The sequence below is a fragment of the Amycolatopsis sp. PSD-21 genome (assembly GCF_055561455.1).
Genome location: NZ_CM145712.1, coordinates 8,405,498 through 8,425,581 on the forward strand (window position 1 = coordinate 8,405,498; position 20,084 = coordinate 8,425,581).

The window sequence follows — 20,084 nt, forward strand, 5'->3', positions numbered from 1 at the left end:
CGGCCACGTCACGACTGACAAAGCCCCACCGCGCCATTCCCCCGGCGGTGGGGCTTTGTCGTGCCCGGGCCGAAGCGCCCTACGGCGAGTTGACCCATTCGTCGCTGCCGTCGCTGAAGTGCTGGTGCTTCCACACCGGCAGCCGCGCCTTGACCTCGTCGACCAGCTCCGAGCAGGCGGCGAACGCCTGCCCCCGGTGCTCGGCCGCCACGGCGCAAGCCAGCGCGACGTCACCGATGGCCAGCGCGCCCAGCCGGTGGCTCACGGCGACCGCCCGCACGCCCTCCCACTTGCCCGAGAGGTCCGCGACGACCTCCGCGAGCACGTCGGCGGCGCTGGGGTGTCCTTCGTAGGCGAGCCGGTCCACCGACCGACCGCCATCGTGGTCCCGCACGACCCCGCCGAAGGTGACGACGGCGCCCGCGGCCACGTCGTCCACCAGGCGGGCGTGTTCTTCGACCGAAAGCGGCTCGTCGACCACCGCGATCCGTGCGACCCGAACGCTCACTGCTGTACCTCCCGTGGGTGGTCGCCGCCCGCCAGCTGGTCGACGGCGTGGTCGAGGATCCCGTCCAGGACGCCGAGGCCGTCCTTCACCCCGCCGCGTGAGCCCGGCAGGTTCACCACGAGGGTCCGGCCCGCGACGCCGGCGACCCCGCGCGAGAGCACGGCCGTGGGCACCTTGGGCAGCCCGGCGGCGCGGATCGCGTCCGCGACGCCGGGGAGCTCGTAGTCGAGGACGGCGCGCGTGACGTCCGGGGTGCGGTCCGTCGGCGAGATGCCGGTGCCGCCGGTCGTCACGATCACCTGGACCCCGGCCGCGACGGCGTCTCGCAGGGCTTCGCCGACCGGCTCCCCGTCTTCGACGACCACGGGCGCCGGAACGTCCCAGCCCCGTGCGGCCAGCCAGTCCGTGATGACCGGGCCCGTGGTGTCCTCGTAGACACCCTTCGCGGCGCGGTTCGACGCCACGATCACCCTCGCGACCCGCTTCACGGCCGCTCCCAGGTCCCGGTCTTGCCGCCGTCCTTGCGGATCAGGCGGACGTCGTCGAGGGTCGCCGCGGGATCGACGGCCTTGATCATGTCGTGCAGGGTCAGCCCGGCGACGGCGACGGCGGTCAGCGCCTCCATCTCGACGCCGGTCCGGTCGTTCGTCTTCGCGGTCGCGGTGATGTGCACGGCGGTCTCGTCGAGGACGAACTCGACCTTCACGCCGGACAACGCGATCTGGTGGCAGAGCGGGATCAGCTCCGGCACCTTCTTCGCGCCCATGATGCCCGCGATCCGGGCGGTCGCGAGGGCGTCGCCCTTGGGTAGCCCCTCCGTCGCCAGCAGGCCGAGCACCTCGGCCGTGGTGTGCACGGTGCCGCCCGCCAGCGCGGTGCGGGCGGTGGGCGTCTTGCCGGAAACGTCGACCATACGGGCGGCGCCCGTATGGTCGACGTGGCTGAGTTCACTCACGCCCAGCAGGCTAGTCCTCAGAACATCCGCTGCTTCGAGCGAACCTCGTCGAGCGCCTTCTCCCGCTCCCGCCGCTGCTCCGGCGTCATCGAAGCGAAGAGCCCGCCCTTGTCCGCCGCGCAGGCCGTGTCGCGCGCGGGGCGCTTGCCTTCCACGAAGAACCGGTTGACGGCGTTGTTGCCGCAAGCGTTCTCGTCGCTCAACCAGACCCCGTGCCCGCCCTCGTCCACGGTCACGATCCGCGCCCGGTCACCGAGCGCGCGGCGCATCTCCTTGGCCCCGCTCAGCGGCGTCGCCGGGTCACGCAGGTTCTGCACCATCAGGATGTTCGACGGCCCCCGGTCGCCGATCCGCACCGGCGGCTCGATCGGTTCGGACGGCCAGTACGCGCAGGCCCAGATGTTCGCTCCGGCGGCGCCGAACATCGGGTACTTCACCCGGTCCTTCGCGACGTTGCGCTGGTAGGTCGCGACGTCCTCGGGCCAGTTCGCGTCGTTGCAGACCACGTGCAACTGGCCGGACAGCAGCTGCGCCACGTCGATCTGCGCGGCCTGGGCGGTCTGCTCGACGGTGCCCTCGGTGTCGAGCGCCTGCCACTGCTGCGCCAGCGTCGGGAAGGAACTGGTCGCGTACAGCGCGCCGAAGGTGCCCATGCGGAACGCCGCGCCGTCGACCCCCGGGACCGCGCCGCCGTCGAGCTTGGCGACGAGCTCGTGGAACTTCGCCGTCACCTGCTGCGGAGTGCGGCCCAGCCCGTAGCTCGCGTGCCGCGCCGCCGCCCACTTCGCGAAGTCCGGGAAGCGGTCCTCGAACCCCTCCGCGAGGCGGCGCGAGGTGACCGGATCGAGCCCGCCGGGGCCGGTCACGCTGTCGATCACCACGCGATCGGTCTGCCGCGGGAACAGCGTCGAATACACGGCGCCCAGGTAGCTGCCGTACGAAACGCCGTAGTACGACAGCTTCTCCTCGCCGAGGGCTTCCCGGATGCGGTCCATGTCGCGGGCGGTGTTGGCCGTGGTGATGTACGGCAGGTTCGCGGCGGTCGCCGATGCCCCGCACTGCTTGGCGATGCCCTCGACGTACTTCGCGCGCTCAGCCACCGCCGCGGCGTCACGCGCGTACGGCGGGACGTTGCTCACCTGCTGCTCGGGCTTGAGATCGCAGGTGACCGGCGTGCTGTGCCCGATCCCGCGCGGATCGAAGCCGATGATGTCGTACGCGTCGAGCACACTCGACGGCATACCCGCCGACCGCAGCCCGGCCGGCATGGTCAGCCCTGGCCCGCCGGGGCCGCCCGGGTTGGTCAGCATGATCCCGCGCCGCTTCGCCGGCTTGGTGCTGGCGAGCTTCGAAACGGCGATGTCGATCGTCTTCCCACCCGGGTCCCGGTAGTCGAGCGGGACCTTCAAGGTGGCGCACTGCACGCCGGGCGCGGCCACGTCCTCCGGACACGGCCCCCAGCTGACAGACGGAACCGCGGCGGACGCCGTGGCCGGTACGAGTACCGCCATGGTGACCGCCGCGGCCGTGAGTGTCCCGATCCTGCTCAGGACAGAGCGATTCATTCCCCAACCCCCGTCATGATCGACTTCCTGGTCGGAGTCGAGCCTATGAGCGGGGCGTCGGCGGAGTCGTCACCCTGAAGTCGGCCACCGGATCGGCCTCAGTGATGACGCTCCCACCGAATGGAGCAAGGGACCTTTGCTACCGCGTCCTACTCGTGAGCAGCGACCTTGGCGGCCTTCGCCGCCTTCTTCACGGCGTCCGCCACCGCGGGGGCGACGGCGTTGTCGAACACGCTCGGCACGATGAACGAAGCGTTCAGCTTGCCGTTGTCCACGACGTCCGCGATGGCGTCGGCGGCCGCGAGCAGCATCGAGTCGTCGATGTGGTGTGCCTGCGCGTCGAGCAGCCCGCGGAAGACGCCGGGGAACGCGAGCACGTTGTTGATCTGGTTCGGGAAGTCGCTGCGGCCGGTGGCGACCACGGCGGCGTGCTTCTGCGCCTCCAGCGGGTCGATCTCCGGGTCCGGGTTGGCCAGCGCGAACACGACGGCGTCGGACTTCATGGTCGCGACCTGCTCGGCCCCGAACAGGTTCGGCGCGGAGACACCGATGAACACGTCGGCACCGACGAGCGCCTCGTGCAGCGTGCCCGCCTGCTGCTCCTTGTTCGTGTGCCCGGCGATCCAGGTCAGGTTGTCGTCGAGGTTGCCGCGCGCGGAGTGCACGATGCCGTCGATGTCGGCGGCCACGATGTCGCCCGGGTTCTTGCGCAGCAGCAGGCGGATGATGGCCGAGCCCGCCGCGCCGACGCCGCTGACGACGATCTTGCAGTCTTCGATGTTCTTCCCGACCACGCGCAGGGCGTTGCGCAGCGCGGCGACCACGACGATCGCGGTGCCGTGCTGGTCGTCGTGGAACACCGGGATGTCGAGCTGCTCACGCAGGCGCTTCTCGATCTCGAAGCAGCGCGGCGCGGCGATGTCTTCGAGGTTGATGCCCGCGTAGACCGGCGCGAGCGCCTTCGCGATCATGATGATCTCTTCGGTGTCCTGGGTGTCCAGGCAGACCGGCCACGCGTCGACGTCGGCGAACTTCTTGAACAGCGCCGCCTTGCCCTCCATCACCGGCAGCGCGGCGGCCGGGCCGATGTTGCCGAGCCCCAGCACCGCGGAGCCGTCGGTGAGCACCGCGACGGTGTTGCGCTTGATGGTCAGGCGGCGCGCGTCCTCGGGGTTCGCCGCGATCGCCTGGCAGACGCGGGCGACACCCGGCGTGTACGCGCGGGAGAGGTCGTCACGGTTGCGGAGCGCGACCTTGGGGCTGACCTCGATCTTGCCGCCGAGGTGGATCAGGAACGTCCGGTCGGAGACCTTGCGCACGCGGACGCCGGGCAGCGAGTCCAGGGTCTGCGTGATGTCCTGCGCGTGGTTCTCCGACAGGGCGTTGGCGCTGATGTCGACGACGATCGAGTCGGGGTGCGACTCGACGACGTCGAACGCGGTCAGCACGCCGCCGACCCGGCCGACGGCCGTCGTCAGGTCACCCGCCGCGGTGGACGACGCGGGGGCCTCCACCCGGACGGTGATCGAATATCCGGGACCGGGAACCGGCATGGCACTACCCCCGCTGAGGAACGCTCGAATAGGTCGATCGAAAACCTACTCCCGTGACGACCGCCACGAACCCTCGCAGGGGTGACTGACCGGTAACCTCGCGGGCCGTCGAAAGTGGAGCGCCGGACCGCGCGGCCGTGTCGCGAAAGCCACTTTCGGGACATCAGGCGTCGCGAAAGTGGCTTTCGCGACACGCGTGCCGAGTTCGGCGGGCCGCCTACCGGTTGATCTCGGTCTCGGGGTGCACGTAAGGCACGCTCTCGAGCGGGAAGGTCACGTCGCCGAACGGGGACAGCGCGCCCTGCCGGTCGGACGCGAGCTCGGTGACGGGGTGCTCCCCGTCTTCACCGGGCCACGTGGGGTCGATGCCCGCGCGCTTCTTGTTATCGCCCTTCGCCACAACGTCCTCCAGAGCATGGTCAAGCGTTCTCACGGGACAGTCTGCCCGAACGCGGCTGGCGGGCCATCACCCGCCCGGTATCCTGGTCGTCTATGCCCGCGCCATCCCTGGCGGACTGGCTGCGCCAGGAGTCCGACGACGCCCTCGCCGCACTGCTGCGCACGCGTCGCGACCTGTCCACGCCGCCCCCGTCCGACACCATCGTGCTCGCCACCCGGGCCGGCACGCCGGGCTCCGTCGCGCGTGCCTGCGAAGACCTCGACACCTTCACCCTCGCCGTCCTCGACGCCCTGCTGCTGGCCGGGGCGGACACCGAGCCCGTCGCCGCGGCCGAGGTCGCGCGGCTCGTGGGCAAGGAGATCGGCGAGCCGCTGGCGCTGTTGCGCAAACGGGCACTGGTCTGGGGCGAGGACGCCGCGCTGCGCGTCCCGCCGTCAGCCCGCGACGCGCTCGGCCCCTTCCCGGCCGGGCTCGGGTCGTCGTCACCCTCGCTCGCCGGAACGGATATCGAGGCCGCGCTCGCGGAGGTCGGCGAGGACGAGCGCGCCGTCTTGACGACGCTGGCGGCCGGGCCGCCGATCGGCCGGACCCGTGACGCGGCGGCCGACGTCACGCTGGAGCGGGCGCAGAACCCGGTCCAGCGCCTGCTCGCGCGCGGGCTGCTGCTGCGCAGGGACGACCAGACCGTCGAGCTGCCGCGGGAGATCGGGATCGCGTTGCGCGGCGGGTCGGTGTTCGATCCGGCGTCGCTGCGCGAACCGGAGCTCCCCACGCATCCGCATCAAGCGTCCACAGTGGACACGACGGCGGCAGGCGAGGCGATGGAGTTCTTGCGCCAGACCGAAAGCATGCTTCGCGCGTGGTCGGAGACGCCGCCGCCGGTGCTGAAGTCCGGCGGGCTCGGGGTCCGCGAGCTCAAGAAGCTCGCCAAGGATCTCGACGTCGACGAGACACGGGTGACCCTGCTCGCGGAGATCGCGGTCGGCGCCGGGCTGGTGGCCGACAGCGAAGCGACCACGCCGGAATGGGTGCCGACGACGCTCACGGATTCGTGGCTCGCGTCGCCGACCGCGCAGCGCTGGATGACGATCGCCCAGGCCTGGCTCGAACTGCCCCGGCTGCCCGGTCTCGCCGGCGGGCGGGACGCGAAGGACAAGCCGATCGCGCCGCTTTCGGAAGACCTGCGCCGTCCGCTGGCGCCCACGTCGCGGCGGCGGATCCTCCTCGCTCTGGCCGCGCTTCCCGAAGGCGCGGGGGTGAAGAGCACCGACGAGCTGGTCGCCGCGCTCGCCTGGCGCGCGCCGCGGCGGGGCGGGCGGCTGCGCGACGAGACCGTGCGCTGGACGATGGCCGAGGCGGCGGCGCTCGGCCTGATCGGGCTCGGCGGGCTCACCACGGCGACGCGGGCGCTGCTGGCCGAGGACCGGCCCGGGGCGGTCGAGGCGATGATCGACGCGCTGCCGCGTCCGGTGGACCACGTCCTCGTCCAGGCCGACCTCACCGTGGTCGCGCCCGGGCCACTGGAGGCCGAACTCGCGGCCGAGATGACCGCCGTCGCCGACATCGAATCCTCCGGGCACGCGACCGTCTACCGGATCACCGAGACGTCCGTGCGACGCGCGCTCGACACCGGGCGGACCGCGGGCGAACTGCAGCAGCTGTTCTCGACGAAGTCGGCGACGCCGGTGCCCCAGTCGCTGAGTTACCTGATCGACGACGTCGCCCGGCGGCACGGGCGGCTGCGCGGCGGGGCCGCCGAGTCGTTCCTGCGCTGCGACGACGCGTCGCTGCTCGCCGAGGTCATGGGGAGCCCCGTCGCGACCGAGTACGGCTTGCGGATGATCGCGCCGACGGTGCTCATCAGCGCGTACCCGCTCGCCGAAGTCCTCGACGCCCTCCGCGCCGCCGGGTTCGCCCCGGCCGCCGAAGGGCCCGACGGACGCGTCATGGACATCAGGCCGTCTGGACGCCGCCTTCCCGCGAAGGCGCGTGCCGCGCGTCGCGCGCCTGGCGAGCCCGCCGGGCTGACCGACGAGCAGGTCGGCAAGATCGTCGCGCACGTCCGGGCCGGTGACGCCGCTTCGGCGCGCCGCCGGGGCGAGACGGTGCGCGCGCCGCAGGGTGGCGGCGCCGGGGACACGTCCGCGACGCTGGCGCTGCTGTCGCAGGCGACCATCGAGCGGCGCGAGGTGTGGATCGGGTTCGTCGACTCACGCGGGACGGCGAGCCAGCGGGTGGTGCGGCCGCTGCGGGTCGGCGGCGGGGTCCTCGAAGGGACCGACAACGAGCGCTACCCGCTGCACCGGATCACGTCGGCGGCCCTGGTGGAGGACTGACCCCTCCCGCATTCAGTCCTCTGAATGCGCGGCGGCAGCTACGCGAGCTGCTCCGTGCGAAGGTCCTTCAACACCATCGACATGGCCTCGCCGTGTGTCGGCCAATCCGGTGTCCCGATCCCGACCGAATGCAGAGCGGACCGGACGGCGGCATGAGCCTTCGCGATCGCGTGCGAGAGGTCTTCGCCGGAAACGTCGGCCTCGATCTCCATGACCGCTTGACCGCCGTCCGCGGAGACCGCGCTGTCCACGAATCCGTCGAGACAGCGTTCCTGTTCGAGCAGCGCTCGCATCACCTTGTCGCAGTAACCGAAGAGATCACCATCGCCGTCGGCGATGAACACCCAATGCGCGTGAACCGTCACACCCATCAGTTACCCCCTTCGATCTGGTAGCAAGGTTGACGAAGCAGCCAGGACACCGCGTTCTTTCCGTAGTTGGCACCGCTCGGCGTCAGGTGGATCCAACGCTGATGCCGCCCACAAGGACATCGGACGGTGTAGTAGGTCGGCGGATCCAAGACCCTCCATCCTGCCCGATGAAAGTGCTCCAGAACAGCTTCCAGATCCTTCCTAGGATGCTTTCTCCAGTACCCCACCGGCTACTCCTCGACCAGGTTAACGCAGATCAAGAAGACCGGCGTCACGCTGAGATCCCGTTCACGGACGACCGTGGTTCTATCGAGAAGCGGCACGGTCCGCTACCGAAAGCGCTGACACATCACCGCAAAGTAGCCAGCTTGAAGGCGCCTTGCGCGAGCGCATTCAGAGGGCTGAACGCAGGAGGGGGTCAGAGGGCGCGAAGGCCCTGAAGCACCCGTTCCATGAAAGCGCGCGAGGAAGAGTCGCCGAGGATCAGCTCGGTCTGGTGGATCAGCACCAGCCCGGCGTCCGCCATGTCGCCCACGAGCACCTTCACCACGCCCAGCGGCAGCCGCAGATGCGCGGCGATCTCCGCGATCGACCGGGTGTCCAGGCAGAGGTCGCAGATCTGGCGGTGCTCGGGAGTCCGCACGCCGCGGTACCGGCGGCCGTCCTCACTGGTCGAAACCAGCGCCTCCAGCGCCAGGTCGTGCGCGGTGCGGGTGCGCCCGCCGGTGCGGGTGTAGGGCCGGACCCGGGAGCCCGAAGCCGGCGGCAGGTAGACCGAGGCGGGGGCGACGTCGGCGGGCGCGGGACGCGGCGGCGACTGGCGGATCGGCGAAGGCATCGAAGACGGCATCGACGGAGGCGCGGGAGGCGGCTCCGGCGGCGCGGCCGGGCGCCGCGGCATGACCGTGCTGATCGAGCTCAGCTCGAAGCGGCTCGGTGAGTCGAAGGCCTCGCGTTCGGTGCCCTGGTAGAGGGAGTCCCAGCCGGACGGTTCCGGTTCGGTGAATCCGGTGATCTTCATCGGTCACCCACGGACGCCGCCCTGCAGCTGCGCCCGCAGCTCGGGGGTGATCTGCTGGCCGACCCGCTCGACGAGCAGGGTCATCTCGTAGGCCACGGTGCCGATGTCGCAGGTCGGCGCGGCCAGCACGGCGAGTGACGAGCCGTCGGCGACCGACATCAGGAAGAGGTACCCGCGTTCCATCTCGACGACGGTCTGGTTGACCCCGCCCGCGTCGAAGCAGCGCGCCGCGCCGGCGGTGAGGCTGATCAGCCCGGAGGCGACCGCGGACAGCTGTTCGGCCCGTTCCTGCGGCAATCCGTCCGACGGCGCGAGGAGAAGCCCGTCCGCGGAGACCAGCACGGCGTGCGCCGCGCCGGGAACCCGGCGCGCGAAATCCGTGATGAGCCAGCCGAACGAGCTTTGCTGCCCGGATGCCGTCACAAGTCCCTCCTCGCTGCGTCAAGACCACCTGGGCGGCGTGGTCCGGGCGTCTTACGCCGACCTGCACCGATCTCGGTGCCGCCGAGCCGGAAGACGCCTCCACCCAGCGTATTCGTCCCGTCGATCGTGTCGAGCCCGCCACCCGGCCGCCGTCGCTAACCGAACGTGAACGTCCAGCCGCTCACCGCGTCGACCCATCGCGAACCACGCATTCGTGGGTCACCCCGTGGTGGCCGGGTGCGACCAGGCGTGAATCGGTGTCCGCGCAGGTCATCGGCGTCCTGGCCACCCGATCGGGCGAGGCCGGTGCCGGATCGCGTGAAAGGGATCGCCCCGCGTTCAGTCCGGCCGGTGACGCCACTCCCCGAAGCGGGTGAAGCCTGCCGAGTTCACTCCAACGGCCGCATCCGCTCCGGGCTTTCGTACCGCTTTCTACCCCCGCGCACCCTCTTGTGTCGCGTTATCCCGCGCGCAACGCCGAATCGTGTGCGATGGCGTGCTGCACGACCGAGATCAACACCTGCTTGGCGGACTCACGCTCCCGGGCGTCACAGGCCATGATCGGCACGGACGGCGAGATCGTCAGCGCGTGCCGGACGTCCTCGATCTGGTGGTGCAGCAGCCGGTCGAAGCAGTTGATCGCCACGACGTACGGCAGCTTCCGGTTCTCGAAGAAGTCGATCGAGGGGAACGCGTCGGCGAGCCGCCGCGTGTCGACCAGCACGACGGCACCGATGGCGCCGACCGCGAGGTCGTCCCACATGAACCAGAACCGGTGCTGCCCCGGCGTACCGAACACGTACAGCACCAGGTCCGAGTCCAGCGAAATCCGGCCGAAGTCCATGGCCACGGTCGTCGTCGACTTGTTCGGGGTGGCCGAATTGTCGTCGACGCCGGTACTGGCCTCGGTCATCATGGCCTCGGTGGTCAGCGGATCGATCTCCGAAACCGCTCCGACCAGCGTGGTCTTCCCCGAGCCGAATCCGCCAGCGACCACGATCTTGGCCGACGAAGTCGGTCCGGTCACCTGCGGCGCATTCGCGTCGGAGTCAAATTCTCCGAAGCCCACTGAGCACCCTCTCCATGAACTCGATACTCGGCCGGTCACCCACGTTCTGGCTGGCGCTGTGCACCAGGACCAGACCGAGGCCGGCCACGTCTCCGATCAGCACCCGGACCACGCCGAGCGGCAGGCGCAGCAGCGCCGCGACTTCGGCGACGGACCGGGTGTCCAGGCAAAGGTCGCAGATCGACCGGTGTTCGGGGACGCGCACCCGGTCGAGCACACGTCCCTGTTCGCTGGTCGAGATCAACGCCTCGATGGCAAGGTCGTACGTCGGCTTGGTCCGTCCCCGCGTGCGGAAGTACGGCCGGACCAGGCCGGAGGATTCGACGTCGGTGGTGTACTGCTCGTCGACGTACTCGTTCTGCGCCTGCTGCGGCAGTGCCGCGGCGAGCGGGTCGGCGGCGGCCGCCGCCCGGCGCTCCTCCTCCTTGTCGAAGGAGAACTTGGCGAACTCGCCAGAGTCGTAGAGCGGACCGCTGCCACCACCGAACAGTTCCGCCCCGGGGCCGCCGAGGAGGCGTTCCCGGTAGTCCGAAACGCTGAAATCGGCGGGTCCCTGACCCGCGTTCGAATCGGTCAGCCAGCGGGAGGCCTCGTCCGGGGACACGGGGTCGTTGTCCGACCCCTGTGCCCGCCGCGATCGCCATTCGCGGTCGACCCGGTCCCGGAAGGACGTCCAGTCCTCCCGGCCGTCGTCACGTTCCGACCACCCGCCGGAGAAGTCGTCACCGAGCCGGCCATCGCCCCTCAAGCGCCCGTCGTCCACGGCATTCTCCTCGGTTCCCGGTCGCTCAGCGGCGGACCGACGCGCCCTGCAGCTGCGCGCGCATCTCCGGTGTCAGCTGTTGCCCCACCCGTTCCACCAGCAGGGTCATCTCGTAGACGACCAGGCCGATGTCGCTCTCCGGCGAGCCGAGGACCGCCAGGCAGGACCCGTCGGACACCGACATCAAGAAGAGGAAGCCGTTGGCCATCTCGACCACCGTCTGCGCGACCGTGCCGCCTTCGAACACCTTCGCCGCACCGCGGGCGAGGCTCGTGAGCCCCGACGCGACGGCGGCCAGCTGATCGGCCCTGTCCTTGGGAAGTCCCTTCGAGGAGGCCAGCAGCAAACCGTCCGCCGACACCACCACGGCATGCGCCGCGCCCGGGACCCGGTGCACGAAATCCGTGATCAGCCAGGCAAAGCTGCTCGTGTGTCCTTTACCCTGCGCCTGGCCGCCAGGCTGCGCCGGACCACCCGGCTGCATCGCACCCGCCCGTGTCACTGTCACTCCTTACTGCTGTCATCGGCAGAGGTATCCCTGCCGGTCACCGGAACGCCGTTGTCATCCAGCGCATCGAGCGGGCGTTCCTTCAACGCGTGCCGTCCCGACGTGTAGCCCTTCTGGAAGCTTGCCATCCGACTCCGCGCCGCCGTCGCCGAGCGGGCGATCGCGCCCGTTCCCGGCATTCCGGAGGTCTTGTCGGCGAACGAGTCTTCCTTCTTCGGCTCGTTCCCGCCGATCGAGCCGGGGACGAGGTACTGGTTCGGCACCCGTTTGGGCAGGCCCGCCGGGGTGATCTCGTCGTTCCGGTCTTCGTACAGGACCTGCGCCGCCTGCCAGCCGTCGTCCGACGCGCTGCGCCAGCCATTGTCCTGGAGCACCGTCTCCGGCGGAACACTCCGCGGTGTCCGAGTGGGCAATGCCTCTTCGGAAGCGGATTCCGCCGCTTCGGCGCCACTGTCCGGAGTCCGCGCGGGCAGCTCGGACTCGACCGGCTCGGTGTAGGTGGTCGGGCTGTCGCCCCCGGCCTCGTCGCCTTCGCTGAACCAGCGCGAGAGCACCGACTGGTAGATCGGCAGCCGCCGGGTGGGCACGTCGTCGTCGAGCGCCGACTTGCCCGCTTCCGAAGACTCGGCGGTCTCCTCGGGCTTGTTCCGCGGCTCGACCGGGGTGTACTTCGGCTCCCGCTTCGGCAGCACCAGCGACGCGAACTGCGTCTCGGTGCCACTGGAGGCGCCGTCACCGTTGGTGGGCGAGATGTCTTCGGCCGTGGGCCACGCCGGGGCCTCCTCGGCGGGCGTCGCCGGGCTGAGGAACGGCCCGGCCGCGTTCTTGCCCGCGACCAGGTCGTCGAGGCTGATCGGCTGGTCGAGCGGGACGAGCCCGCCCTGCTGCGCGACCGGTTGCGAAGCCGGGGGCTTCGACGGCGGCGGCGGTGTCATCTCCAGGCCGCGGTCGGAGGCGGGGATGTTCGGCAGCGAGGTCGACATCTCGGACACCGACGGCATCGAGGGGATCGACGTCTCCGAACGGTTCGCCGGCGGCGGGGTGTTGCGCACGCCGCCGGGCCGCATCTGCGTGAGCAGCTCGGCGGGCACGACGACCCGCGCGATCACGCCGCCCTCGATGTCCTCGTTCTCCCGCAGCCGGACCTCGATGCCGTGGCGGCGTGCCAGGCGCGCGACCACGTACAGGCCCATCCGCCGGGTCACCGAGACGTCCAGGTCCGGCGGGTCGGCGAGCCGCTGGTTGACCTCGGCGAGCCGCTCCTCGGTCATGCCGACACCGTGGTCGGTGACCTGGATGGCGAGCGCCTTCTTGCGGGTGATCACCGCGCGGACGGTCACCTTCGTCTCCGGCTCGGAGAAGTAGGTGGCGTTGTCGAGCAGTTCCGCGAGCACGTGCACGAGGTCGTGGATCGTCAGACCCTGGACGGCGACCTCGGGGACGATCCCGATCTCGATCCGGGCGTACTGCTCGATCTCCGAGACCGCGGCGCCGATGACGTCGGCGGCGGGCACCGGCTTGGGCACCGACTTCGCGAGACCGGCGCCCGAGAGCACCAGGAGGCTTTCACCGTTGCGGCGCAGCCGGGTGGCGAGGTGGTCGAGCTCGAACAGGCTGGCCAAGTGGTCCGGGTCCTGCTCGTCGGCCTCGAGCCGGTCGATGACGCCGAGCTGGCGTTCCACCAGCCGCTGCGACCGGCGGGACAGGTTCACGAAGATGCCGTTGACGTTCTCGCGCAGGAGGGCCTGTTCGGCGGCCATCTTGACGGCCTGTTCGTGGACGACGTCGAACGACCGCGCCACCTCACCGATCTCGTCACGCGAAGTGACGGGCACCGGCTCGACCGACCGCTTCGAGGCGTTGACCGGGTCCGGGTCGTCCAGGATCGCTTGCACGGTTTCCGGCAGCCGTGTGTAGGCGACGTCGAGCGCCGTCTTCCGCAGCACCCGCAGCGGGCGCAGCATCAGGCGGGCGATGACGAGCATCAGGAACAGCGCCGCGAGCAGGGCCAGCAGCACGATCGCGCCGCCGATCCAGGCCGAGTTGATCGCGTCGGTGGCCAGGCCGTCGGCCTGCGCCCGAAGCTGGCCGAGCAGATTGGTCTCGACCGCGCGCAGCTTGTCCAGCGCGACGCGGCTGTCGTTGCCGAGGGCGACGTTGTCGATCGCCGGCGGCTCGTTCTGCTGGTGCAGCGAGAACGCCATCGTGGTGATCCGGCGGCGGTCGTCGACCTCGGGACCGGAGAAGGTGTCCGAGTAAAGCTGCCGCTGTTCGGGGCTGGCGTTGGCGACGAAGGCCGCCGTCGAGGCGTCGCCGCTCGCGACCGCCGAGCGGGCCTGGTCGAACAGGTCGCCGGGGAAGCCGGAGCGGAAGGAGGCGATCAGCAGCGCCGCGTCACCGCGGGCGATGAACTCCTTGCTCTCACTGATGGCCTGCACGGTGACGCCGAGCCGGAGGACGTCGCGGTTGGCCACCGCGGTGGTCACCTCGCGGCCGAGCTGGACCAGCGAGTCGAGGATGCCGGAGTAGGCGATGAGGACCGGGGTGTCGCCCAGCAGCGAGGTGTTCATCGCGCCGCGCAGCGGGCGCAGGGCGTCGAGCCGCTGCAGACCACGCGAGTAGCGGTCCCTCGTGTCCTGGTCGTCCGGGTTGATCTGGTTCGCCGAAGCGCGCAGGTCGTCGACGGCGCGGTCGACCTTGGCGATCTGCGCGTCGAGACCGTTCTGGCGCGACGGGTCGCCGGAGGCGATCTTGGCGACGGCGAGCGCGCGTTCGCTCTGCAGCTCGTGCACCACGAGCGTGATCTTGTCGGCGAACGCGACCTGGTCGGCGGTGTCCTGGAACCGCGCCGCCTCGTTGCTGTCGTCGATCACACGCAGCGTGCCGAGCGCGAGCGCCGTCAGCGTCGGAATGATCAGGATGGCCGCGAGCTTCGATCGCAGACGCCAGTTACGCAGGCCCAGGAACGACCCGGCCTTCCCGCCAGGACCGTCTCCGGTATCCCGCGCAGGGGCCCCTCCCACCCCCGCGGTGTCTTCGTTCGGCACCGCCGCACCACCATCATCTTCATCCGGGCCGGGAAAGCCCATTTTGGACATGCCGTTCTCGAGCTGGCCGTACTGCTGCTGTCTGGGTCGGTTGTCGGAGACCACTATCCGCACGCTCCCGTCATCCGGGAGGGACGCGCACGGCGTGAGTATCCACTCATCCGAATGAGGAAGTCGTCTTCGACGCGATCTCTCAAGTGCACTTGACCGAAACCCTGCTCGGTACCATTGGTCTGTTCGGCCTAACCCGCCAGTGCGCGGGCGCGCACCAGTGAAGCACGGACGTGTTCACCGTGTTTGACACAGAGTGCCTTGCACCTCGGGAAAGGTCCAGAGCGTTCGGCCATCCAAGGCACTCTCTTTCACTACATCAGTGGTCCACACCTCACTACCGGTGCATGAGGGTAGCGAACGGGCGGCCCAGATGTAACCCTTCGGTCAAGACCTACGAGTAAGCCCCGGACGGCTCTTGACCCGTCGGCGCTCAGTTGTCAACAAGTCCCCGGCGCGAACACGCCCAGTTGTGTTCACTTCTGACAAACAACCTGTTCGGGTGATCGTTACCACTTGGGATCATGGGATGACCACCCATTGTGAGCACAGTGTGTGTTCTCTACAGTGGGCCCTGACTTGAGACAAAGAGTCACTTCCGAATTCCACATCAGGCCACGTCATCACGTGTCCCTCCCCTTGATCAGGAGCACCACTTTGCTTGGCTCTGCAAGCTCGAAGAAGGCCTTGAGCGCCAGCCTGGGCCGTCGTGGAGCCCTCGCATTCGCGATGGCGGCCGCGGTTTCGGTATCGGTCAGCGGCTGCGGGCTCCTCGGCGGCGAGGATTCGTCCTCCTCCGGCGGCTCGGGGAACCTCGAGAAGTCGAAGATCAAGGTCGCCGTGATGTCGACCATCGACCTTGCCCCGCTCCGCCTCGCGCAGGACGGCGGCTACTTCAAGAACGAAGGCCTCGAAGTCGAGGCCATCGAAGCCGCGACCGGTCAGGTCTCGCTGACCAAGCTGATCGGCGGCGAGGTCGACATCGCGTACGCGAGCTACACGCCCTTCTTCATCGCGATGAGCAAGAACACCGCCGACATCAAGCTGGTCGCGGACGCCTCCTCCGCGGGCCCGAAGAGCACGATGCTGGTCACGCTGCCGACGTCCACGGTGAAGAGCGTCAGCGACCTGGCGGGCAAGAAGATCGGCATCACCGCGCCGAACACCGTGTCGGACACGCTGTCCAAATCGGTCATGAAGGACCACGGCGTCGACGCCAGCAAGGTCCAGTGGGTGCCGATCCCGCTGCCGAACGTCGGGACCGCGCTCAAGAACGGCGACATCGACGCCGGCTTCCTGACCGAACCCTTCATCACCCAGACCGCGAAGCAGGCGGGCACCGTCCCGGTCGTGGACACCGCCACCGGCGCCACCCAGGACTTCCCCACCGCGGGCTACGGCTCGCTCGGCAAGTTCGTCTCGGAGAACCCGAAGACCGTTGCCGCCTTCCAGCGCGCCATGCAGAAGGCCACCCGGGACGCGGCGGACCGCTCCAAGATCGAGCCGCTGCTGGTCAAGTACGCCAAGATCGACCAGGACACCGCCGCGCTGACCACGCTGCTGACGTTCCAGTCCACCCTGGACCCGCGCCGTATCCAGCGCGTTCCGGACCTGCTCCTGCAGATGGGCGCGATCCAGAGCAAGATCGACGTCGGCCCGATGATCGCGGCCCAGGCCACGAGTTGATGACTCGCGGTCACCTCGAATTGCCCATCCACGCGGAATTCGATCACTGAAAGTAATGTTGTCCAAGCGGGTGATCAGGTGATCGGGCGAATGGCCTAAAATGATCACCCGCTCACGACACCCATTGTGAGCAGGTGGGCAAATCTCTAAGGTGACCGCGTGCCTGGCGAAATGAAGCCACGACACGGATGAAAAAACCCCAACGGTGATTCATTGTTTCCGAGGAGCTGGCTTTGTTTCGAAACGCCATGAGCAGGAGCGGTGCACGTAGAGGACGGGGTGCCGTCGGCGTCGCCCTGAGCGCGCTCATGCTGGCCACGTTGGGCGCCTGTGGCGCACTCGGCGGCGAGGACACGTCGAAGGCGTCGGGCGGCGAAGGCGGACTGGAGAAGCCGAAGATCAAGGTGGCCCTGCTGCCCGTCGTCGACCTCGCGCCGCTGCGGCTGGCGCAGGAAGGCGGGTACTTCAAGGCCGAAGGTCTCGAGGTCGAAGCGGTCGACGCCCCGAGTGGCCAGCAGGCGATGACCAAGATGATCGGTGGCGAGGTCGACATCGCGTTCTCCACCTACATGCCGTTCTTCGTCGCGAAGAGCAAGGGCGCGGCCGACATCCGGCTCGTCGCCGACTCGGTTTCGGCCAGCCCCAAGAGCAACGCGGTCGTCACCGTGCCGACCTCCTCGGTCAAGACGATCAACGACCTCGCGGGCAAGAAGATCGCGATCACCGACAAGAACACCGCCTCCCACCTGCTCACCGTCTCGGTGATGAAGGACCACGGCGTGGACACCAGCAAGGTCCAGTGGGTGCCCATGGCCCTGCCGAACATCGCCGCGGCGCTCTCGTCGGGCCAGGTCGACGCGGGCTACCTGCCCGAGCCGTTCCTGACCCAGGCCTCGAAGGTCGTCGGCGCGACCCCGGTCGTCGACATCTCGACCGGTGCCACCCAGGACTTCCCCCTGGCGGGCTTCGGCGCGCTCGGCTCCTTCGTGGACAAGAACCCCAAGACGCTGGCCGCGTTCCAGCGTGCACTGGGCAAGGCCGTGCGCGACTCGGCCGACCGCTCCAAGATCGAACCCCTGATCGTCAAGTACGCCAAGGTCGACGCGGAAACCGCCTCACTGCTCACGCTGCCGACGTTCGGGTCCACACTGGACGCCCGTCGCCTGCAGCGAGTGCCGGATCTGCTGCTGCAGACCGGAGTGATCACGGCCAAGCTCGACGCCGCTCCGATGCTCGCCCCTCAAGCTGGATAAAGGTCAAGGTGCCACGACTTCTCCGTGCCCTGGCCGGTCTGGCCGGTTTCTTCCTCGTCTGGGAAGTGATCGTCCAGGCCGGCCTGGTCCGTAAAGAGTTCCTCCCCCCGCCGTCCGTCGTCCTCGTGACGATCTTCGAACAGTTCGGCGAGACCCAGTTCGTCCGGGACCTGATCGCCACGTTCCTCGCGTGGGCGATCGCCCTGCTGATCGCGGTCGCCATCGCCGTGCCCGCCGGCCTGCTGCTGGGCAGCATCCCCGGCCTGCGCACCGCGACCGCGGTCGTCATCGAGTTCCTGCGGCCGATCCCCGCCGTCGCGCTGATCCCGCTGGTGCTCCTGCTGATCGGCGGTGGCCCCGAAGCGAAGATCACGCTGGCCGTGTACGCGTCGTTGTGGCCCATCATGTTCAACACGATCTACGCGCTCGGCGAGATCGACCCCGTGCTGCAGGAGACCGCGAAAGCCTGCGGTACCAGCAAGTTCCGGACGTTGACGTCGGTGGCGCTGCCGCATACCGCGCCGTTCGTGTTCACCGGGGTGCGGCTGTCGGCCAACATCGCGCTGATCGCGGTGGTCAGTACCGAATTCCTCGCCGGCGCCAAACTCGGCATCGGCAACTTCATCATGCAGGCCAGCACCGGCTCCACCAGGTTCGACCTCGTGCTCGCCGGCACCGTGGTGGTCGGCGCGCTCGGCTTCCTCATCAACGGCGGGCTCGAGATGATCGGCAGGCGGGCGTTCCGCTGGAGCACGGTCGACCGGGAGGCGGTCTCGTGACGACCCTCACGCTGACCAGCCGCGTCGGCAGGCGCGTGGGCCGGGGTATCGGCATCCTGGTCCGCAACTGGCTGCTCTTCTTCGCGCTACTGGGGATCTGGGAGCTCGCGACCCGGCTCGCGGAAAGCCCGTTCTTCCCGCCGCCGACCGAGATCCTGTCCGCGTCGGTGAAACTCTGGTTCACCGGCCCGGCCTCACAGCTGTTCCTGACCGACACCGTGTTCGACAACGTCCTGCCGAGCCTCGGCCGGACGCTCGGCGGCTGGCTGCTGGCCGGCGCCCTCGGTGTCGCGCTGGGTGTCCTCTTGGGACGGTCCAAGACCGGGATGGACTACGTCGGACCGCTTTTCGCGTTCTTCCGCTCGGTGCCGCCGCCCGCGCTGATCCCGGTGTTCATCGTCCTTTTCGGACTCGGGCCGGGGATGCAGACCGGCTCGATCATCTTCGGCGCGATCTGGCCGGTGCTGCTCAACACCGTGGACGGCGTCCGCTCGGTGGACCAGGTGAAGATCGACACCGCGAAATCGTTCCGGACGCCCAGGTCGTACTGGGTCCGCTCGATCGTGCTGCCCGCCGCCGGGCCGAAGATCTTCGCTGGCCTGCGGCTGAGCCTCTCCATCTCCTTGCTGCTGATGGTGATCTCGGAGCTGGTCGGCTCCTACAACGGCATCGGCCGGTCCCTGATGGACGCCCAGCAGGCGTTCGACTTCCCGCTCATGTGGTCGTGGCTGGTCCTGCTCGGGCTCCTCGGCTTCGGGTTCAACGCGGCGTTCCTCGCGGTGGAGCAGAGAGTGCTTCGCTGGCAGCCCACCCGCAACGGCCGTCTCTAGTTTTCGAAGGGTCAGCAAGATGTCAACCATGCTCGAAGTCTCCGGGCTGAACCACCGGTACGGCGCGGGAGAAAAGGCGCACGTCGCGGTCAACGACCTGTCGTTCACCGTCGAAGCGGGACAGCTCGCGAGCATCGTCGGCCCGTCGGGCTGCGGCAAGTCCACGCTCCTGCGCTGCATCGCCGGGCTGATCAAGCCGACGTCCGGCCGCGTCAGCCTGCACGGTGACGACGTCTCCGGCGTGCCGGAGGATCTCGCCGTGGTGTTCCAGGACTACAGCCGCTCGCTGTTCCCCTGGCTCTCGGTCGAGAAGAACGTCGAGTTCCCCTTGCGGTGGCGCAACTTGAGCCGCTCGGAGCGCCGCACGCGGGCTCAGGAGGCGCTGGAGTCGGTCGGCCTGTCCGGGGTCGGTTCGAAGTTCCCGTGGCAGCTCTCGGGCGGTATGCAGCAGCGCGTGTCGATCGCGCGGGCGCTGGCCAGCCGTCCGGCCCTGCTGCTGATGGACGAGCCGTTCGCGTCGGTCGACGCGCAGACGCGGTTCGAGCTCGAAGACCTGACGCGGCGCGTGCAGCGTGAGAACGGCAGCACGGTCCTCGTCGTCACGCACGACATCGACGAGAGCGTCTACCTGTCGGACCGGGTGCTGGTGCTGTCGAAGTCGCCCGCGAAGATCGTCGCGGACCTGCCGGTCGGGCTGCCCGCGGAGCGGGACCAGATCACCACGCGCGAGTCGGCGGAGTTCGTGACGCTGCGCGGCGAGGTGGCGCGGCTGCTGCACGGCGGTGCTCCGGAGGCCGTCACCGCCGCTTCGGACGCGGCCGAGTACGAGCTGGCGCAGCAGGAGGCCGCTGCCGACGCCGAGGCCGCCGAGTCCGAGGTGCGCGCCAAGAGCTGAAAGTACGTGAAGGCCCCCTTCATTGCGCTAGGCGCAGTGAAGGGGGCCTTCACGTACTTCTTGGAGTGGCC

18 protein-coding genes and 1 pseudogene are annotated in these 20,084 nt (G+C 69.3%); 6 read left to right on the forward strand and 13 right to left on the reverse strand.

The features are described from left to right. Positions 1-79 precede the first annotated feature (79 nt). From ACZ1DY_RS39510 to ACZ1DY_RS39530, 5 genes and pseudogenes are all read right to left on the reverse strand, one after another. Positions 80-996 (reverse strand): annotated as a pseudogene (locus ACZ1DY_RS39510) (molybdenum cofactor biosynthesis protein MoaE). Next, a complete protein-coding gene (moaC, locus tag ACZ1DY_RS39515; RefSeq protein WP_465482690.1) occupies positions 993-1,463 on the reverse strand; it encodes a cyclic pyranopterin monophosphate synthase MoaC in 471 nt (156 codons plus the stop codon). Before moaC ends, ACZ1DY_RS39510 begins: the two are co-directional and overlap by 4 nt. A 17-nt stretch (positions 1,464-1,480) precedes the next feature. Next, positions 1,481-3,028, reverse strand: a complete 1,548-nt coding sequence (locus ACZ1DY_RS39520) for an alpha/beta hydrolase (RefSeq protein ID WP_126730405.1) — start codon at positions 3,026-3,028, stop codon at positions 1,481-1,483. A gap of 149 nt (positions 3,029-3,177) precedes the next feature. Beyond that, positions 3,178-4,581, reverse strand: a complete 1,404-nt coding sequence (locus ACZ1DY_RS39525) for an NAD-dependent malic enzyme (RefSeq protein WP_257484042.1) — start codon at positions 4,579-4,581, stop codon at positions 3,178-3,180. A 217-nt stretch (positions 4,582-4,798) separates the two neighbouring features. Beyond that, positions 4,799-4,981 carry a hypothetical protein gene (locus ACZ1DY_RS39530; RefSeq protein WP_007033389.1) on the reverse strand — a complete coding sequence of 61 codons (183 nt, stop codon included), beginning with the start codon at positions 4,979-4,981 and terminating at the stop codon, positions 4,799-4,801. 92 nt (positions 4,982-5,073) lie between these two features. Between ACZ1DY_RS39530 and ACZ1DY_RS39535 the strand changes: the two genes are divergently transcribed. After that, complete coding sequence (locus ACZ1DY_RS39535; protein WP_465482691.1) at positions 5,074-7,317, forward strand: helicase-associated domain-containing protein; 2,244 nt, start codon at positions 5,074-5,076, stop codon at positions 7,315-7,317. 38 nt (positions 7,318-7,355) lie between these two features. Here ACZ1DY_RS39535 and ACZ1DY_RS39540 read toward each other — a convergent pair whose 3' ends face one another. The 8 genes from ACZ1DY_RS39540 to ACZ1DY_RS39575 all read right to left on the reverse strand — a co-directional run bounded on the left by ACZ1DY_RS39540 (position 7,356) and on the right by ACZ1DY_RS39575 (position 15,424). Next, on the reverse strand, positions 7,356-7,688 hold the full coding sequence (locus tag ACZ1DY_RS39540) for a hypothetical protein (protein ID WP_465482692.1): 333 nt from the start codon (positions 7,686-7,688) through the stop codon (positions 7,356-7,358). A 418-nt stretch (positions 7,689-8,106) separates the two neighbouring features. Continuing rightward, entirely contained in the window at positions 8,107-8,709 is a 603-nt protein-coding gene (locus ACZ1DY_RS39545) for a DUF742 domain-containing protein (RefSeq protein WP_192743809.1), read from the reverse strand. A 3-nt stretch (positions 8,710-8,712) separates the two neighbouring features. Beyond that, a complete protein-coding gene (locus ACZ1DY_RS39550) occupies positions 8,713-9,132 on the reverse strand; it encodes a roadblock/LC7 domain-containing protein (protein WP_005156190.1) in 420 nt (139 codons plus the stop codon). Positions 9,133-9,592: 460 nt separating this feature from the next. Further along, the gene (locus tag ACZ1DY_RS39555) at positions 9,593-10,201 is read right to left on the reverse strand and encodes a GTP-binding protein (protein WP_007033392.1); all 609 of its coding nucleotides are present in this window, start codon (positions 10,199-10,201) and stop codon (positions 9,593-9,595) included. Beyond that, positions 10,182-10,964 (reverse strand): DUF742 domain-containing protein, encoded by a 783-nt coding sequence (locus tag ACZ1DY_RS39560; RefSeq protein ID WP_125683850.1) that lies wholly within the window; start codon positions 10,962-10,964, stop codon positions 10,182-10,184. Before ACZ1DY_RS39560 ends, ACZ1DY_RS39555 begins: the two co-directional genes overlap by 20 nt. 25 nt (positions 10,965-10,989) lie before the next feature. Then, complete coding sequence (locus ACZ1DY_RS39565; protein WP_085939650.1) at positions 10,990-11,448, reverse strand: roadblock/LC7 domain-containing protein; 459 nt, start codon at positions 11,446-11,448, stop codon at positions 10,990-10,992. Between the two features lie 20 nt (positions 11,449-11,468). Further along, on the reverse strand, positions 11,469-14,570 hold the full coding sequence (locus tag ACZ1DY_RS39570) for a sensor histidine kinase (protein ID WP_465485774.1): 3,102 nt from the start codon (positions 14,568-14,570) through the stop codon (positions 11,469-11,471). A gap of 623 nt (positions 14,571-15,193) precedes the next feature. Then, on the reverse strand, positions 15,194-15,424 hold the full coding sequence (locus ACZ1DY_RS39575) for a hypothetical protein (protein ID WP_257484039.1): 231 nt from the start codon (positions 15,422-15,424) through the stop codon (positions 15,194-15,196). On the opposite strand from ACZ1DY_RS39575, the gene ACZ1DY_RS39580 reads away from it, so the two are divergent. The 5 genes from ACZ1DY_RS39580 to ACZ1DY_RS39600 all read left to right on the forward strand — a co-directional run bounded on the left by ACZ1DY_RS39580 (position 15,414) and on the right by ACZ1DY_RS39600 (position 20,013). Then, positions 15,414-16,256 carry an ABC transporter substrate-binding protein gene (locus ACZ1DY_RS39580; protein WP_257484038.1) on the forward strand — a complete coding sequence of 281 codons (843 nt, stop codon included), beginning with the start codon at positions 15,414-15,416 and terminating at the stop codon, positions 16,254-16,256. The genes ACZ1DY_RS39575 and ACZ1DY_RS39580 overlap by 11 nt on opposite strands. A 248-nt stretch (positions 16,257-16,504) precedes the next feature. Then, positions 16,505-17,509: an ABC transporter substrate-binding protein gene (locus ACZ1DY_RS39585; RefSeq protein ID WP_321183049.1), complete on the forward strand. Its 1,005-nt coding sequence runs from the start codon at positions 16,505-16,507 to the stop codon at positions 17,507-17,509. Between the two features lie 8 nt (positions 17,510-17,517). Then, on the forward strand, positions 17,518-18,288 hold the full coding sequence (locus ACZ1DY_RS39590; protein WP_126730393.1) for an ABC transporter permease: 771 nt from the start codon (positions 17,518-17,520) through the stop codon (positions 18,286-18,288). Then, positions 18,285-19,118 carry an ABC transporter permease gene (locus ACZ1DY_RS39595; protein WP_125683838.1) on the forward strand — a complete coding sequence of 278 codons (834 nt, stop codon included), beginning with the start codon at positions 18,285-18,287 and terminating at the stop codon, positions 19,116-19,118. Before ACZ1DY_RS39590 ends, ACZ1DY_RS39595 begins: the two co-directional genes overlap by 4 nt. A 19-nt stretch (positions 19,119-19,137) precedes the next feature. Then, positions 19,138-20,013, forward strand: a complete 876-nt coding sequence (locus ACZ1DY_RS39600; protein WP_257484037.1) for an ABC transporter ATP-binding protein — start codon at positions 19,138-19,140, stop codon at positions 20,011-20,013. Positions 20,014-20,084: the final 71 nt, after the last annotated feature.